Raw genomic sequence first — 16,018 nt, 5'->3', positions numbered from 1 at the left:
TTATAAGTACTCATTATCCCCATAATGAAATTACACTGGTAACTATATAACCAAGTATAAATTTTTACATTAATTTTTTATTATAGAAATATTTATCAGTTTATTTTTTTGATTGATGATAATAATAAATATATAGCTTCATAAAATGAAAGGAGCTGTATATTATGAGCAAGAACAAAATAATAGTTCCTGAAGCTCAGCAGGCCATTAATAATCTGAAAATGGAAATAGCGCAGGACTTAGGTATCCCTACAATAAACGGCACGACTTCTGAAATGTATCCTGCCATTGTTAATGGCCTGAGTGTCCGGGAAATGGTTCGAATGGGAGAAAAGATGCTTGCAAACAGGCAAACCGAATCTCCTTCTGATAGAGATATTTTCTGACACTAAATAAAAAACGCCTTCGGGCGTTTTTTTTAGTCCATTTATTATTCTATTTCGAGTATGCTGTAAACAAGATCTTTAGTTTCAGTTGTATCCATTATATAGAACGAAAGTCCATTTATTGTCTTTGAATTTCCCGGCAAAACATGAAAATTTATATTTTCAGTTGAAAGTCCAATGCTGCTCACAGCTAAAGAAGTTGCCTCAGCTAATGTAAAGTCTGTGTCCACATACGGGTAAACCTCGCTGACAACCTTAGGCAACTTAAAACTAAGCGCTTTTTTAATTGCTGATTTAATAAATCCCTGCTGAGCTTCTATTCTTCCCAAGTCACCTTCTGAATACCCCGAGTATCCGGAATAATTGGTTTTTCTAAATCTTAAAAATTCCATGGCATTATCGCCATCTATAGTCTGTACCCCGGCAGGTATGTTTATATCCAAAGGTGGATCTGAATACGGGTCGGTATATCTCATATGAAACGGTACATCTACCTCTACTCCTCCTACAGCATCAACTGCAGCTCTTACACCATCATAATCAATTGTAACAAACTTATCTACTTCAATACCTGTAATGTTTAAGACTACTTTCTTTAGTCCTTCCATCCCTTTTACAGTATAGACAGAATTTATTTTGTTGTTTGCGCTGTTTACAAAGCCGTCTCTTTCCACGTATGTATCTCTGGGAATAGAAATTATATCGGCTGTCTTTGTTTTTGTATCATAGCTTGCAAGCATTATTGTATCAGACCGTTCATGTTCTAGACCGAGCAAAAGCACGTTTATTCTTTTTTCTTTGTCGTTACCTATTATATTAAATATATCTGAAGCATCCACATTTTGATCGCTGCTAAACCCGGCAAGAACATATAAACCAGCAGTCGCAACCAGCGAAAAGCAAATGAGGGATGTAAAAAACACCTTAAGAAATCGCTTCAATTTTACTTCCTCCAAAATTAGTATCATTGATATATAATAACACAAATTATGTTTTTGTAAATAAATTAAATCTTAATTTTTAATTAATAAAGGGAAACGGATTTCCGTTTCCCTTTCAGATAATTATAGAACTTAGAGCTTTTCATTATATGCTTTTTCAAAATCCATTATAGTCAAATCACTTTCAAGGTATCTTGCATATGAATAAAGAACATCTGAAAGTCTGTTGACAAATTTAAGGAGAACATCACTAACCTGCTCATGCTTTTTTAATGTTATTATTCTTCTCTCTGCTCTTCTGCATATAGTTCTGGCTACATGCAGGTATGCCGCTGCTTTCGAAGAGCCTGGAACTATAAATTTATCTTCCCCTTTTATTTCTGAAATACAGCCGTCGATTATTTTTTCAAGAGCCGCTATATCTTCTTCCGTTATCTTATATTTGTACCTTCCTTCTTCAATTGTAGCAAGCTCACCGGCTACAAAGAAAAGGCGCATCTGAATTTTTTTGAGAGATTCCCTTATATCTTCATCTTCAACAAATCTGATTGCAACACCTATGGAAGAATTAAGCTCATCAACAGTGCCGTAGGATTCAACTCTTAACGAATCCTTGTCAATTCTTGTTCCGTCATAAAGCGATGTCTGTCCTTTATCACCTGTCTTGGTATAAATTTTCATAAATGCCTCCCATTATATTACTATATTATGTTATTGTAATATATACCCCGTTTTATGTGTTTTAATTATAAAATTAATTTACTCAATTCATCCGAAATTTTTCCGAATTGCTCCAGACACAGCATCTCTCCCCTGACACTCGGGTCAATTTCCGCATTTTCCAAAGCATTTTTAACAATATCCTTTGATATTTTCAAGTTGTTGCTCATTCCGTTAAGCAAAGTCTTCCTTCTCTGTCCGAACGATGCCTTTATTACCCTAAAAAGTAAATCTTCATCCTGTACAGTTATTCTAGGTGTGCCCAGGATGTTGAATTCAATTACTGCCGAATCTACCTTTGGCCGTGGCATAAACACGGAATTCGGAACAATCATGGCAATATTCGTATCTGCCCTATATTGTACCGCAAGAGTTATAGCTCCGAATTCTTTACTTCCAGGTGCTGAATTAAGCCTTTGAGCCACTTCCTTTTGAACCATGACCACAATCTTTGAAACTTTATATTTTTCTTCAAGTATTTTCATGATTATTGGAGTTGTTATGTAGTAAGGCAAATTAGCAACTATTTTTACATCAAGTCCGGAGAACTCTTCATCAATAAGCTTATTTACATCTACCTTCATAAAATCATCATATATTAATTTAAGGTTGTCGTAATTCAGAGTTTCCCTATGCACCTTTTCCAGACTTTTATCCACTTCTATAGCAACAACCTTTTTCGCCCTGCCGCAAAGAATCTGGGTCAGAGTACCAAATCCCGGTCCTATTTCAAGCACTCCGGAATTTTCATCCAGTTCTGCTACATCTACTATCTTATTGATTATATTTCCGTCTATGAGAAAATTCTGCCCGAGGCTCTTACTAAACTTAAATCCGTACTTATCAAGTATATCCTTCATCACTCTTGGGGAGTATAGTTTTTTGTCATCCATTATTTATCCGCTACCTCTTTTTTATCTGCCAATATAACTGCTTTTTCCAGTTCGGCTCTGGTTATACCGAATGAATTTATTCTTTTCAAGAATTGTTTTGCACTGCAATATCCTATGCCAAGCTCATCACCAACCTTGGCTCTTCTTTTGGATGCATTGTCATTGCCTGCAAGATCATAGTAAATCATATCCCTGTTAGTAAATTCCTGCCTGCATTCAGTTATTTCAGCCCGTGCATTTTTCAATGCTTCTCTTATTATGTCCGGAGAAGCATTTTCAACGCCGACATCACCGTTTTTGGTTGCCTTGTCTCTTGGAATAAAAGCATGCTTGCAGTTTTCTATTTCAGCTGAAAGCATATATCTTATTTTTTTACCGGGATAGTCCGGATCTGTAAGTATTATAATTCCTTTTCCTTTTGAAGCTCTTTTTATAGTCTTGATAATATTTTGGTTGAGTCCCAGTCCGCTTGTAGCTATAACCTGCGCATCCACAGCTCTCTTCACTGCGTTTATGTCTGATTTACCCTCAACGACTATTATTTCCTTAATCATAAGCTTTGCCCCTCATAACATTTTTAGAGCTTTCCAGCAGAGATTTAATTTTTGTAACCATAAGGTCTACAGCAACAAGGTTGTTTCCGCCTTCTGTAACAATTATATCGGCATATTTCTTGCTTGGCTCTATAAATTGTTCATGAGCCGGTCTTACCATACCCATATATTGGCTTATTACCGATTCTAGGCTTCTTGACCTTTCGTTAATATCTCTTACGATTCTTCTTAAAATTCTGATATCTGCATCAGTATCAACATATATTTTAATATCCAGCAACTCTCTTATTCTTTTTTCGTAGAATACCAAGAGCCCCTCAACTATAATTATCTCTTTTGGATCCACAGCAATCGTATCATTCTTTCTGTTATGTATTCCATAATCATAAATCGGTTTTCTTACCGAATTCCCTTTTTTTAATTCCTTTATGTGCTCTACAAACAAGTCCGTATCAAACGCAAACGGATGGTCGTAATTTGTCTTGCATCTTTCTTCATATGTTAATGAGCTCTGATCCTTATAGTATGAATCATGCTCCATTATTGTAATGCTCTTTTCGGGTACAGCTGAATATATTCTGTTAACTATTGTTGTTTTTCCCGAGCCGCTTCCTCCTGATATTCCTATAAATATTGGTTTTTTCATACATTCCTCACATGTAAATAATTTATAATAACAATATACACTATTTTTTACAATTTGCCTACATGAAAAAAGAAAAAAATCCGATTGATTTTTAAAAATTCAAAATTATAAGGTTTTTATTATTATAAAAAAATCTACTGATTAAAAAGATAAAAATGAAGTCCTCACTTATATGTGTGAGGACTTCATTTTGTTTTTAATTTATCAAGTAGCTTCAGATGGGCTACTCTAAAATATAAACTTTTACTTGTCTCATCCCATAGTTGTAACATACTGTACCGTCTTCAAAAAACAAGTCGATTCGGTTTCCCTTTATGGCACCTCCTGTATCGAGAGCCGTTGCAAAACCATAATCAGGACTGCCATCTGTAGAAGCTACGTATAGCTTCGTTCCAAGCGGGATTACACTTGGATCCACCGCAACCGTACCTGGCTGAGCTTTCGTGCCAGATGCTGTTATTCCATAGTAAGGATCACCGGGATACTTGCCGCAGCTTTCATATGATAAATCATATGCACTTGCTATCATATCAAGCTCTTCTTCAAATCTGATTCCACCTCTTGATGTGACAACTTCATATTCCTTTGTTCCTATTTCAATAATTTCGTCTACCGGATCAATGTATACTATTTCTTTTTTCAGAGACTTGGAAGTCAGTTTTCCGTCAGTATAGCATTCCTGGTAAACTGATTTCTTCATTCCGTCTGATCCTTTCTGAACTACTTTCTTATAGTCAACATATTTTTCATTGTTATATAATATTTTTGTTTCATGCTCTACTCCAGTTTTGTAAATATCATATTTTATTTCTTTTAATGAAGGTTTTGATATTGCCGTTAAGTTATTTTTTGTATCCGCAAACACATTTGCACCGATGCTTCCTTCATCATAATAATAAAATGCAATAAAGCTCATTATCAATACTGCCATAATAAATGGGTATATTTTTCTTTTCATATTATCACCAACCTTTTACTTTTTTCCAAAATTGACATTTCTACCTGTCAAATAAAGGTGTAAATTTTTACTGGAAAAATTTACTTTTTGTATAAGTATTAACTTATAGCTCTCTGGCAATCCCTATGCAAAATCCCATATTTTTTTGCACAAGTGCTATTATAACCGATTTATATAAATAAAACAAATTAATTTTTTCTTAAGTGGTGTTAAGAAATTCGACTGCTGTGCATTTTTAAGGATTTTTTATATAAATTTTCCCGTAAATTACACATAGTATTTGCTTATTTTTATAAAATATACCAATTTAACATAAAAAATACATGAAAACAGCTGGTATCGTCCTTTATGGATGCGCCATGGGCCGCTTTCATGTATGTCATCATTAATATTTATATTCGTGAATATTTATAATATTTGTGTTTCTTGTATAATTCTTTCATTATTTTTTCAAACATAACCCCTTCGGATTTCGGAGTATTTGCCTTGTGCGTTTCCTTAACCGCCTTAGAAATAAATATCGAAGCATCTTCCATAGCCTCCGGTAATTTTTTCCCTTCCAATAGGTAGCCTGTAAATAAAGAAGCAAATAAGTCACCGGTTCCTGGATACCTTGTATCAACATACTCAAAGGGAACCTTCCAATATTCATCGGTATTCTTATCATAACACGCATTTATGTGTTCTCCCTCATTGGTGGTAACACCTGTTATAACTGCCGTGCCAGGCCCCATTGAACAGAGTTTTTTCAAATACTCTTTCAAAGCAGAAATACTTATTGTCTCACCGTCATATTTTTCACCGATTAAAATTGCTGCTTCCGTCAAGTTTGGAGTAATTATGTCAGCCTTATTTACCAAGCAGCCCATTTTATGCACCATCTCAGATGTATACGTTTTATAAATTTCGCCATGATCGCCCATTACAGGATCAACTACTATTAACGGATTATTGTGTTCCTTCATTTTATCTATAATATCTATCATAATGTTAATTTGTTTCTCTGAACCTATAAAACCGCTGTACAGGCAGTCAAATTCAGCATCGTTTTTTTCCCAATTGCTGTAATATTCCTTCATATGATCAGTAAAATCAAAAAAATAAAAATATTCGTATTCAGAATGATTGCTGAGAAGTGCAGTTGGCAGAGGACAAACCTGACAGCCCAACGCTGACATTATGGGAATTATAACCGTCATAGAGCACCTTCCCATACCTGACATGTCATGTATGGCTGCTACTTTTGGAACATTTTTCATATGCCATATCCTTTCTTATAAATGTGCTACTATTATTATAAGCAATTTTGGTACTTTCAAAAGGTACAGATTGCCATAATTATAGGATAACAGCCAACACTGTCACTATAATTTAATCTGTCCATATATAAAATCTCCATAATATTATAGTTGTTTTGCAAAAAAAAGCACCCTTATTTAGGTGCTTATTCATTCGATTATTTTATAAGACCTTCTGATTCAAGCCACTCTCTGGCAACTTCTTCAGGCTCTCTCTCATTTATATCTACTTCATAATTTAATTGCATCATTGTTTCAGAATCTAATAATCCAGCAATTTCTTCAAGAACATCCTTTATTTCAGGGTTGCTTTCCAAAACATCAGTTCTAACTATAGGAGCCCCATTATAAACTGGGAAAAATGCCTTGTCATCTTCCAAAGATACCAAATCATACGCGGGTATACGCCCATCTGTTGAAAGTCCCATTGCTACATCAACCTGTCCTTCCTGTAAAGTCTTGTACATAATTCCCATGTCCATTATTTTTATATCATCTTCGTCATGCGCATATCCGTAATGTTTCTGTACTCCCGGGTATCCGTCAGGTCTTATTGCAAATTCATGACCTACCGCAACTGTTAATTCTTCTGGATTTGAATTAACATATTCAGCTAAATCGCTAAGCGTTTTTATGCCAAGCTCTTCTGCCTCCGCACGCCTCATCAGCAATGTATAGGTATTATTTAATGGTGCATACTGGAGCCATGTAATTCCATTTTTAGCATCTTCATCTCTTACTTTCTCAAAAGCTTCCTGGGAATCTGTTATAGGTTCATCATGCTGAAGGTGAGAAAGCCACGCTGTCCCTGTATATTCCCAATATAAATCAAAATCACCACTTTCAAGTGCCATACGTACTTTATCCGATCCAGCTACATTAGTTTTATCTTCCACATTAAAACCTGCATTTTCCAAAGCAATTACAGATATCTTTCCTAAAATTATTTGCTCAGTAAATTCTTTTGAACCTACCTTAATAGTATTTTCGTCTTTACCACCGCATGCACTAACTGATACTGCTATAAATAGCAACACTAATGCTAGCGCTAAACCTTTCATATGTTTTGATTTTTTAATCATAAAATTCCTCCTAAATAATTGTATTTTTAGTGAGTTCGAGTAAACTCATTAATAAGCCATTAGCTTGCAGCTCTCCTGCGCCATAAAAAAGCAACCGGAATCACTGCACCTTTGATTTATTGTAACCACAGTGCATATCCGGCCATATTTTAAAACTCAGACATTACCATACATTTTAATAGTTTTTTTATTCTTAGTAACTATAAATCAAGCCAACTACTTCAGTGTATCATACAAGTTGTTGTTTTGGCTAGGGTTTTTATACAAAAAAGAGACTTACTTTTTATGCAGTCTCTTTTTTGTAAATAAAAATATCCTTTACAAATGGTAAAACTTATCAAATAACTTCATGGTTTAATTTTTTTTAGTCATTTTTACAAAACGCATATTTATTTTTACCCCTCTTCAAAATATTTTCATAGTAATAATAAAATACTCCCAAATCTCCTCTGTAATTATTCTTCCACGGTTTGTTACGTCCGCAGTAGTGAATAATCGATGTGTTATGTGCTACCCATCTCATATCCTTTTTGTTACCAATATTTTTCGGATTAGCATTATAAAAATTCAAATATCTGTCACTGAGATTATATATCAATGCATCGAGATGCATGGTTTTATCTGCGTATACTCCGTTAAGAACATCCTGATCCGGAAGCAGCAAAAATAGTTTTTTATTTTCTATGTAATCATACACCTCCCTAACATTTTGGTTTTCTCTCAACTCCTTCAAATTCATAAGCATCACTCCAGAATTTATATATGTACTATCCTCCGGCATATCGAGCCTTATCCCGTTTATCCTCTTCAAGTTTTTGTCTACATGGGATGCGGCGGCAAAATAATTGCCGCGCAAATCCATGCTGTACAAATCACTTATCTCGTTGATTACAACAATGTCAGGATCCAGATACAAAATTTTGTCCATGTCTTGCGGAAGATATTTAGCCGCGAAAATTCTGTAATACATTTCCTTCGGATATCGGTCTGTTACAGGCGCTCCAGCAAACATATCGTCAGGAATCACAACATTTGTAATACTGCACATATCATTATCAACGCTTCTTTTAATAAAATTAAAATCATTCTCAGTCAGAGACGAATGTGCTAAATAAACATCAAATTTTTCATTACTGTTCGATGTTATAAGTGATGTAAGCATTACCGTCAACTGCTCTGCATAATTTGAATCAATCGTAACCAAAATATTCATAGGGGCAATTCTCCTCGTTTGACTATTCCTTTTACTTCTTATTGTTAATATTACTCTGGTGAATTTGGATTGTTTTTTCTGTTTAATATTTCCATAAATTCTTCACCTGTAATAGTTTCCTTTTCTAATAAATAACTTGCAAGCTCATGAAGCTTATCCTCATTTTCTTTTAAAATATTGATTGCTTTTTCATGAGCATTTTTAATTAGTTTTAAGACTTCATCATCTATTTTGCTAGAAGTTACAGAAGAGCACGCTATGGAAGACTCTCCTCCAAGATACGGATTGCTTACACTCTCCAATGCCATCATGTCAAACTCCTCGCTCATTCCGTAACGCGTGACCATAGATCTCGCAAGCTTTGTTGCCTGTTCGATGTCATTTGATGCTCCAGTTGTAAATGTATTGAAAATAACTTCTTCAGCAGCACGTCCACCTGTAAGAGTGACAATTTTATTGAATGCTTCCTCTCTCGAAAGCAGGAACTGTTCTTCTTCGGCAACCTGCATAGTATAGCCCAGTGCCCCTGAAGTACGCGGAATTATTGTAATTTTATGGACAGGCGCTGATTCTGTCTGCTTTGCAGCAACAAGGGCATGACCTATTTCATGGTATGCTACAATTTTCTTTTCCTTAGGTGAAATCACAGCATTTTTTCTCTGATATCCTGCTATTACAACTTCAACAGCTTCCTCCAAATCATCTTGGGATGTTTTACTCCTTCCATTTTTAACTGCCCGTAACGCACCTTCATTTATTATATTTGCAAGCTCTGCGCCGCTGGCACCGGCAGTTGCTCTGGCTACGGCATTAAAATCAACATTTTCATCAAGCTGCACCTTCTTTGCATGAACTTTAAGAATCGCTTCACGTCCGGCAAGATCAGGCAGCTCAACTGGGATTCGCCTGTCAAACCTGCCCGGTCTCAGCAAAGCTCTGTCCAGCGACTCTGGTCTGTTGGTAGCGGCAAGTATAACTACTCCCTTAGTACCGTCAAATCCGTCCATTTCCGTTAGTAGCTGATTTAACGTCTGCTCTCTTTCGTCATTTCCCCCTATTCCTCCGGCGCTGTCTCTTTTTTTACCTATTGTATCTATTTCATCGATAAACACAATGCACGGAGCTTTTTCCTGAGCCTGTTTAAATAAATCTCTGACCTTTGCAGCACCCATACCTACAAACATCTCAACAAATTCCGAACCTGATATAGAAAAGAACGGAACTTTTGCTTCTCCAGCAACAGCCTTTGCCAGCAAGGTCTTACCTGTGCCCGGAGGCCCCACCAAAAGTGCTCCCTTAGGCATAGATGCTCCAATTTCCTCATATTTTCCTGGATTATGAAGGAAATCGACTAATTCCGTGAGAGCTTCCTTCGCTTCATCTTGTCCGGCTACATCTTCAAATCTTTTGCCAGTTTGAGCTTCCACATATATTTTTGCATTGCTTTTACCAAACTGCATTGCTCCCGGCCCCATTCTTTTCTGCAACTGCCTGGATAATATCTGCCCTATTGCAATAAAGAACAATAGCGGAAGCACCCATGACAATACGGCATTTAAAAACGTAGAATTTTCCTTTGGTATTACCTTGGAAAACTTTATATCTTTATCATATAATCGCAACCTGTCCACTAGGTTGGGATCATCCATCTTTCCTGTTATATACACGGTCCCCTTCTGAGAGCTTGAGAGAAAGGCAATCTGCCTGTCATCTATTTCCACTTCTGTTACATCTCCTGATTCAACCATTGATAGAAATGTCCCGTAATCAACTTCTACCACTTCAGATCGAAGCTTGTTCATATATGGAACTAAAAAAGCATTTAACATTACCATTACTATGAGCACTATTCCATAATAATATATAAACGGTCTTTTTGTATTTTTTTGTTCTTTCATTCTTCCTCCTGCATTTATATCCTCATTATGATATATAAATATATAATAATATTATATCCATACATCATTAATTGAATCTTAAAATAATAAAAACATCCATTTACTTTTAAAAATCCAAATAATGGTATAAAAAAAAGATTGACAAAATTAGATTATTGGTATATTATGCAATATAAAATAAACAGCTGTGATGAGAAGCAGTAAATTTGCATGGTCCAAAGAGAGAAAACTGGTGGTGAAATGTTTTTGTCCCTCTGCATATTGAACCCGTCTTGGAGCTTTCGGGTGTGGCAACCCGAACGGCATAAACCGTTATTTAAATGAGATACTGTATACAGTAATTAGAGTGGTACCGCGGATATCCGCCTCTTTGTAGAGGTGGTTTTTATTTTTTATACCTTAAAACAGAATATGAGCTGTGATGAGAAGCAGTAAATTTGCATGGTCCAAAGAGAAAAAACTGGTGGTGAGATGTTTTTGTCCCTCTGCATATTGAACCCGTCTCGGAGCTTTCAGGTATGGCAACCTGAACGGCATAAACCGTTATTTGAAATGAGATGCCGCATTGCGGCAATTAGAGTGGTACCGTGGATAATCCGCCTCTTAGTGAGGGCGGATTTTTTATATGTACCTGATTTCTAAAAATTAATATATGGAGGCTATTATGAAAAAAAATATAGGAATAATCGGAATAGGAAATGTGGGCTCAATGATGCTTCGCAAATTTATAGAACTTAATTTATTTAAAGAAGAAAATATTTATGCAGCAAATCGTTCGGAAGAAAAGTTGGAAAGCTTAAGAAAAAAATATCCATCGCTGAATATATGTAAAAGTAATATTGAGTTGGCTCAAAACTGCAGTAATATCCTGCTATGTGTTGAACCCCTCAATTTACCTAAGGTACTTTTAGAAATCCAGCCGTATTTAAACAAAGAAACTTACTTGATGGTGTCAACCTCCATGGTTGCACACAAGGATATATATAATTTTCACAAAGGCGGTATAACTATATTCATGCCCACGCTGATATCAATGGTTAACGGTGGTGTAACACTTACTTTTCACAACAAGCTTGTGAAAGATGATAAAAGAATATTCTTTGAAAGCATAATAGGAAGCTTCAGCGAAGTTAAGATTATAGGCGAAGAAGACATTAATTTAGCACAAAATATGACAGCAAGCTTTCCAGGTTTCTTCGCCGAAATAATGCTTGAATTCGTTAAGGCCGCTTCAAAAAAAAGCACAAATTTATCGAACGATGAGCTGGAACACATGCTTTTAGTATCTCTGCTTGGTGCTTCAAGGCTACTGCTTGAGAAAAACATGAGCTTTGAAGAAACCATACACCGTGTATCCACCAAGGGGGGCATAACCTACGAAGGTGTAAAGGTATTTGAGGAAAAGCTGCCCGAGGTTTTCGATGCCGCACTTAATGCATCAACCAAGAGATATGACGAAATAACAAAATTGGCAGCGGAAAGTATAAACGGCCTTACAAATGGTTGCAATCAATGCTCAAAAGCAGTGTAAATTAATTATAAGTAATTTTAGAGCAATGAATTTGTTTAAGCACTATTGTCAGGGCATATTATTAAATAATATATCCTGGCAATATTTCATATTCCTTGCTTACAATTGCAGCTTTATTTGCTTTAGCATACTTGAATCGCTCTTGTATCATTATTTTCCTCACATAAAATAATTTCTGAAGTATAAAGTATTTAGATTCCCTTACAGTTTATTCCTCTTCAAGAACTGAATATAATTTATATCAAAACTTCTCTGATATATTCGCATTCATTAAATTCGGCAAATCTTTGGATACAGTCGCTAAGCGCCTTTTTTAACTTCTTAGTTTGCTTGACATTTTCCTCGTACCAGATATTTTTCACAATCATCGTTTTATTCTTACGATCACATACTACCTCTACTCTGCCTATAAAACTATCACCATAAAGCAAAGGAAGGACATAGTATCCGAATTTTCTCTGTAATTTAGGAGTGTAAATTTCCCACTTATAGTCAAAATCAAAAAGTATCTTAATAAGTCTTCTGTCCCAAAGCATATTGTCAAGAGGAGCAATCAGTTCACAGCGTTCTTTTAGTTTAGAATCCTGCAATACCTCTTCAAGTAAATCACAGTCAGATGAAAGACAATACAACCTGTCTTTTACATTTTCCACATTAACTCCAAGTACCCCTTCTTCTGCAAGCAGCCGCTTAAAAATTTCATTTCTCTCAGCTGCTTTTAGATTTATGATATTCAACCATGCATCAGAGGCTTTATTCCATAATAGTCCCACTGCACCAATTCTGCGCAATACACACCACTTCTGATAGTCAAGTTCGTTGGCATGCGGTCTGTGGGCATTCAATATCTTTGCGTCAATGCAATTTTCAGCAAGATCGTAATACTTAATTGTTCCTTTCTTATGATGTACTGCCAGCTCACCGCGAAAATACATGGTTTCAAGAGCGGCACGAGATAGCTTTGTATTACTCCAATACCAGTTAACCTTATTGTCAAATCCTATGTTAGCAGATGAGACAGGACCTTGTTTGCGTATTATATTTTTGATTTCTTCACATACCTTATTTACTTCGTCATGACTCCTGCCGCCGGTTTTATACACCTCACGATGACGCCATAAATACTTCCAGTCTGCAGATTGAATAATTGCAAGATTCTTATCAAAATGGTCAAGCAAGGCTCTGTCATCGTATAAAAGTGAATAAAGCATTTGCTTGGTAAAGCCTTTTACTCTGGATTGCAGTACTAGTTCGGCATTCTTACCACACACATCAATTGGATCATACTGAATACAGCCTGCTTGACGTACAAAATCAATCACACCATTCCTACCCGTAAATTTATAGTCATCTATAAGGCCGTGCTTAAGAAGTATAAATCTGCGGGCTTGCTTATTAGTTAAATAAATATCCCTCATAATTATGTTTTTCCCCTTTAACAGATTTCCATATAACCGACATCTATAAAGCTTTTTACTTGCCTTCTAATTCTAATTTTAGTTTTTTAAAAAACTCATCCATAAATTTCATTCTTTCTTTGCTTATTTCTTTTGCCTTATCAGTATATAATTTATCAGGAATCTTTTTTAGCTTAAATTCATATTCAATTAATGCCGAGTGTTTTGACCAATTCTTAATCCTCCCGTTTTCTGCAGTGTTTGATGAAAGATAATCGTCAATTGAATCGCTTAATGCTAACCCTTGCCCGCTTTGGCCAGATAACATAAAAGCTCGAGCAATGCCTACAGCTCCTATTGCGTCAATCTTATCTGCGTCAAATAGTATTTTAGCTTCTATCGTAATAGGTTTATTTCCTGTTCTATACCTGTGTGCTAATATGCAATGTTTAATTTTCTCAACTTTTTCTTTATCATAGTCCATATTTTTCAATATATCGCCGGCCAATTTGCTCCCTAAGACAGCATGATCCGTTTTTCCCGTTTTATCCTCTATCTCATCAACTCTTGCAATATCATGAAGCAGTGCCGAGGGAACAAGAACATCCAAATCTACATTTTTTTCATGTTCGGCAAGCATCAGGCATAGGTTGTATACCCTCATAACATGGTCCAGGTTATGAGCAGAACACTTTAATTTATCACGGACTATTCGCAGAATTTCATTATGTATTTCATTATTGTTCATTATTTACCTCCAAATTCTTTTTTAATTTAGTATTCAAATCAATAGTAATCTTGCCTTCTGAATATTCGAATAACTTATTTTTGTTTAGTGCATGTTTAGGTTTATCATCATAGTATAAATCCCCTGTATTAAATACTGAAAGCAATATTCCTATTAATATCATATTTATTACAATTGATGCTGACCCGTATGAAAAAAACGGCAAAGTAAGTGGGGATAACAGTTGAAATCCTAAATTATAAATAACATATACAAAAACTTGCATTGTAAATGTAATTAATATAGAAGTTGATACCAATTTTGCCAAAACACTTTTTTGTTTCTTGCAAAGCTTAAATAAACGAATAATAAATATTATAACAATCATCGTTACAACAATAAATGAAACCCAGCCTACTTTATGTATTAAATATGTTAGTAAAAGATCACTATGTTTACTAGGCAAAGTAACTCCTGCATATTCACCTAAAGAACCTTGTCCAAAAAGCTTTGCACCAGAAATTCTATTGCGCACAAAAATTGTCAGCCATCCTGAAGTTTGTGGTTCAAGGGAAGGATTAAAAGCCCCTTGAAGCCTATGGAACATGTAAGATCTCGTTGAAATTATTACAAGCATAGAAGTTGTAGATACCAATGCAACAACTCCATAGACAAGAGAAAGTGCGTTTGATTTTTTTACATTAACCCAGCCATTTAAAATCGCTGCTGTCAACAACATAAGGCATGAAATTGAATAAATTATAATGCTTGAAATAGTCCTTGCATTTAAACAAATAACAGCAGGTATGAAAAAAAATATGCCCATTTGTATTATTCCCAGATAGCTTTTGTTTCTCATTTTATGTATAATTCCTGCAAAAATCGTTGGGAAAAATAGAAGTATAAACGAAAAAGTTGTTGGTGAAAAGTAAGGATTATTATTCGTAAAAGTTACTATAACTAAAACTATCAGTCCAAAAAAAATTTTCTTAGGATGTTTTCCGATTATAGTAAAATCTAAAAAATATGCTGTAGTCATAAATGCAAATCCAATTATAATACTTAAAATATCCTTAGATATAGATATATTTATGTTTTCGGCAGAATTGTAAATTACAAAGTATCTAACTAAAAATCCCATAAATACCATAATACATGTTAAAATAACAATACTCCACTCAACTTTTGGTCTGTATGATCGGTCAAATTCTGTTCCAATCAGTACCGGATCACCCATTTCAATAATTGCTTTTTCCGTTGCAGTTTTATCATCTAAACCGCTATTTATAAATGCATTTTTTTGATCAACTATATGATCTTTTATTTCTTCCGAAATCAAATCATGAGCCTTTTTCCATCTTACTTGTTCACAAACAGTCTTTACGTATTCGGTAATATTAGATTGTTGCAATATTCGCACCCCCTTGCAAAACTTGATTAATGGCAAATGCATAAGCATCCCATTCTTCTTTTTTTTCTCTGAGAACACCTATTCCTTTAATTGTAATACTGTAATATTTTCTTACTCTAGAACTGTCAGCATTTTCTATATAGGAACTTATCAATTCTTGTTTCTCAAGGTTATGCAAAAGTGGATATAGTGTACCTGCTTTTAATGAGAATATATTATTTGATCTTTTTTCAAGTTCTTCAATCATTTCATATCCATACATGTCCTTATCTTCCAGTAGCCTTAACAAGAGCATTGATGTACTTCCCGACAGCAAGTTTTTATTACCAGACATATTTACTTGATCCTCCTTTATATAGATTA

16 protein-coding genes and 2 other annotated features are annotated in these 16,018 nt (G+C 35.0%); of the genes, 2 read left to right on the top strand and 14 right to left on the bottom strand.

Features of this window, described 5'->3' with window-relative positions; genetic code table 11:
- The first annotated feature begins 164 nt into the window (after window positions 1–164).
- The gene (locus tag RBQ61_RS08800) at window positions 165–386 is read left to right on the top strand and encodes a small, acid-soluble spore protein, alpha/beta type (protein WP_308136967.1); all 222 of its coding nucleotides are present in this window, start codon (window positions 165–167) and stop codon (window positions 384–386) included.
- A gap of 44 nt (window positions 387–430) precedes the next feature.
- On the opposite strand, the gene RBQ61_RS08795 is transcribed toward RBQ61_RS08800, so the two are convergent.
- The 10 genes from RBQ61_RS08795 to ftsH all read right to left on the bottom strand — a co-directional run bounded on the left by RBQ61_RS08795 (window position 431) and on the right by ftsH (window position 10,589).
- Window positions 431–1,327: an LCP family protein gene (locus RBQ61_RS08795; protein ID WP_308136966.1), complete on the bottom strand. Its 897-nt coding sequence runs from the start codon at window positions 1,325–1,327 to the stop codon at window positions 431–433.
- A gap of 132 nt (window positions 1,328–1,459) precedes the next feature.
- Entirely contained in the window at window positions 1,460–2,008 is a 549-nt protein-coding gene (locus RBQ61_RS08790) for a cob(I)yrinic acid a,c-diamide adenosyltransferase (protein ID WP_308136965.1), read from the bottom strand.
- A gap of 65 nt (window positions 2,009–2,073) precedes the next feature.
- Window positions 2,074–2,940 carry a 16S rRNA (adenine(1518)-N(6)/adenine(1519)-N(6))-dimethyltransferase RsmA gene (gene rsmA / locus RBQ61_RS08785; protein WP_308136964.1) on the bottom strand — a complete coding sequence of 289 codons (867 nt, stop codon included), beginning with the start codon at window positions 2,938–2,940 and terminating at the stop codon, window positions 2,074–2,076.
- Window positions 2,940–3,494 (bottom strand): ribonuclease M5, encoded by a 555-nt coding sequence (gene rnmV / locus RBQ61_RS08780; RefSeq protein ID WP_308136963.1) that lies wholly within the window; start codon window positions 3,492–3,494, stop codon window positions 2,940–2,942. The genes rsmA and rnmV overlap by 1 nt, the downstream gene beginning before the upstream one ends.
- Window positions 3,487–4,140: a uridine kinase gene (udk, locus tag RBQ61_RS08775; protein WP_308136962.1), complete on the bottom strand. Its 654-nt coding sequence runs from the start codon at window positions 4,138–4,140 to the stop codon at window positions 3,487–3,489. The genes rnmV and udk overlap by 8 nt, the downstream gene beginning before the upstream one ends.
- A gap of 223 nt (window positions 4,141–4,363) precedes the next feature.
- On the bottom strand, window positions 4,364–5,098 hold the full coding sequence (locus RBQ61_RS08770; RefSeq protein WP_308136961.1) for a 3D domain-containing protein: 735 nt from the start codon (window positions 5,096–5,098) through the stop codon (window positions 4,364–4,366).
- A 392-nt stretch (window positions 5,099–5,490) separates the two neighbouring features.
- Window positions 5,491–6,357: a pyridoxamine kinase gene (locus RBQ61_RS08765; protein ID WP_308136960.1), complete on the bottom strand. Its 867-nt coding sequence runs from the start codon at window positions 6,355–6,357 to the stop codon at window positions 5,491–5,493.
- A gap of 197 nt (window positions 6,358–6,554) precedes the next feature.
- Window positions 6,555–7,478 (bottom strand): glycine betaine ABC transporter substrate-binding protein, encoded by a 924-nt coding sequence (locus tag RBQ61_RS08760; protein ID WP_308136959.1) that lies wholly within the window; start codon window positions 7,476–7,478, stop codon window positions 6,555–6,557.
- 364 nt (window positions 7,479–7,842) lie between these two features.
- The gene (locus RBQ61_RS08755) at window positions 7,843–8,691 is read right to left on the bottom strand and encodes a glycosyltransferase family 8 protein (RefSeq protein WP_308136958.1); all 849 of its coding nucleotides are present in this window, start codon (window positions 8,689–8,691) and stop codon (window positions 7,843–7,845) included.
- A 50-nt stretch (window positions 8,692–8,741) separates the two neighbouring features.
- The gene (gene ftsH, locus RBQ61_RS08750; protein ID WP_308136957.1) at window positions 8,742–10,589 is read right to left on the bottom strand and encodes an ATP-dependent zinc metalloprotease FtsH; all 1,848 of its coding nucleotides are present in this window, start codon (window positions 10,587–10,589) and stop codon (window positions 8,742–8,744) included.
- A 178-nt stretch (window positions 10,590–10,767) separates the two neighbouring features.
- Window positions 10,768–10,962, top strand: a binding site (T-box leader).
- A gap of 36 nt (window positions 10,963–10,998) precedes the next feature.
- Window positions 10,999–11,196, top strand: a binding site (T-box leader).
- Window positions 11,197–11,253: 57 nt separating this feature from the next.
- On the opposite strand from ftsH, the gene RBQ61_RS08745 reads away from it, so the two are divergent.
- Window positions 11,254–12,120, top strand: a complete 867-nt coding sequence (locus RBQ61_RS08745) for a pyrroline-5-carboxylate reductase dimerization domain-containing protein (RefSeq protein ID WP_308136956.1) — start codon at window positions 11,254–11,256, stop codon at window positions 12,118–12,120.
- A 236-nt stretch (window positions 12,121–12,356) separates the two neighbouring features.
- Here the strand turns inward: RBQ61_RS08745 and RBQ61_RS08740 are convergent, their stop codons facing one another.
- Genes RBQ61_RS08740 through RBQ61_RS08725 form a run of 4 tightly spaced genes read right to left on the bottom strand, consistent with a single transcriptional unit; the run spans window position 12,357 to window position 15,989 of the window.
- The gene (locus RBQ61_RS08740) at window positions 12,357–13,538 is read right to left on the bottom strand and encodes a winged helix-turn-helix domain-containing protein (protein WP_308136955.1); all 1,182 of its coding nucleotides are present in this window, start codon (window positions 13,536–13,538) and stop codon (window positions 12,357–12,359) included.
- A gap of 55 nt (window positions 13,539–13,593) precedes the next feature.
- Window positions 13,594–14,265, bottom strand: a complete 672-nt coding sequence (locus RBQ61_RS08735) for an HD domain-containing protein (RefSeq protein WP_308136954.1) — start codon at window positions 14,263–14,265, stop codon at window positions 13,594–13,596.
- Window positions 14,255–15,655 (bottom strand): FtsW/RodA/SpoVE family cell cycle protein, encoded by a 1,401-nt coding sequence (locus tag RBQ61_RS08730; RefSeq protein ID WP_308136953.1) that lies wholly within the window; start codon window positions 15,653–15,655, stop codon window positions 14,255–14,257. Before RBQ61_RS08730 ends, RBQ61_RS08735 begins: the two co-directional genes overlap by 11 nt.
- Window positions 15,642–15,989, bottom strand: coding sequence for a PadR family transcriptional regulator (locus RBQ61_RS08725; protein ID WP_213927000.1), 348 nt, complete (start codon window positions 15,987–15,989; stop codon window positions 15,642–15,644). The genes RBQ61_RS08730 and RBQ61_RS08725 overlap by 14 nt, the downstream gene beginning before the upstream one ends.
- Window positions 15,990–16,018 lie beyond the last annotated feature (29 nt).

This window comes from Sedimentibacter sp. MB35-C1 (assembly GCF_030913635.1).
Taxonomy (GTDB): Bacteria; Bacillota; Clostridia; order Tissierellales; family Sedimentibacteraceae; genus Sedimentibacter.
The sequence above is the reverse complement of the archived record's forward strand: the minus strand, read 5'-3'. Positions and strand labels throughout refer to the sequence as shown.

Excerpts from the sequence above, each read along its gene's own strand:
- RBQ61_RS08800 (WP_308136967.1), top strand. The coding sequence starts at position 165 with ATGAGCAAGAACAAAATAATAGTTCCTGAAGCTCAGCAGGCCATTAAT.
- RBQ61_RS08790 (WP_308136965.1), bottom strand. The coding sequence starts at position 2,008 with ATGAAAATTTATACCAAGACAGGTGATAAAGGACAGACATCGCTTTAT.
- rsmA (WP_308136964.1), bottom strand. The coding sequence starts at position 2,940 with ATGGATGACAAAAAACTATACTCCCCAAGAGTGATGAAGGATATACTT.
- rnmV (WP_308136963.1), bottom strand. The coding sequence starts at position 3,494 with ATGATTAAGGAAATAATAGTCGTTGAGGGTAAATCAGACATAAACGCA.
- udk (WP_308136962.1), bottom strand. The coding sequence starts at position 4,140 with ATGAAAAAACCAATATTTATAGGAATATCAGGAGGAAGCGGCTCGGGA.
- RBQ61_RS08770 (WP_308136961.1), bottom strand. The coding sequence starts at position 5,098 with ATGAAAAGAAAAATATACCCATTTATTATGGCAGTATTGATAATGAGC.
- RBQ61_RS08765 (WP_308136960.1), bottom strand. The coding sequence starts at position 6,357 with ATGAAAAATGTTCCAAAAGTAGCAGCCATACATGACATGTCAGGTATG.
- RBQ61_RS08760 (WP_308136959.1), bottom strand. The coding sequence starts at position 7,478 with ATGATTAAAAAATCAAAACATATGAAAGGTTTAGCGCTAGCATTAGTG.
- RBQ61_RS08755 (WP_308136958.1), bottom strand. The coding sequence starts at position 8,691 with ATGAATATTTTGGTTACGATTGATTCAAATTATGCAGAGCAGTTGACG.
- ftsH (WP_308136957.1), bottom strand. The coding sequence starts at position 10,589 with ATGAAAGAACAAAAAAATACAAAAAGACCGTTTATATATTATTATGGA.
- RBQ61_RS08745 (WP_308136956.1), top strand. The coding sequence starts at position 11,254 with ATGAAAAAAAATATAGGAATAATCGGAATAGGAAATGTGGGCTCAATG.
- RBQ61_RS08740 (WP_308136955.1), bottom strand. The coding sequence starts at position 13,538 with ATGAGGGATATTTATTTAACTAATAAGCAAGCCCGCAGATTTATACTT.
- RBQ61_RS08735 (WP_308136954.1), bottom strand. The coding sequence starts at position 14,265 with ATGAACAATAATGAAATACATAATGAAATTCTGCGAATAGTCCGTGAT.
- RBQ61_RS08725 (WP_213927000.1), bottom strand. The coding sequence starts at position 15,989 with ATGTCTGGTAATAAAAACTTGCTGTCGGGAAGTACATCAATGCTCTTG.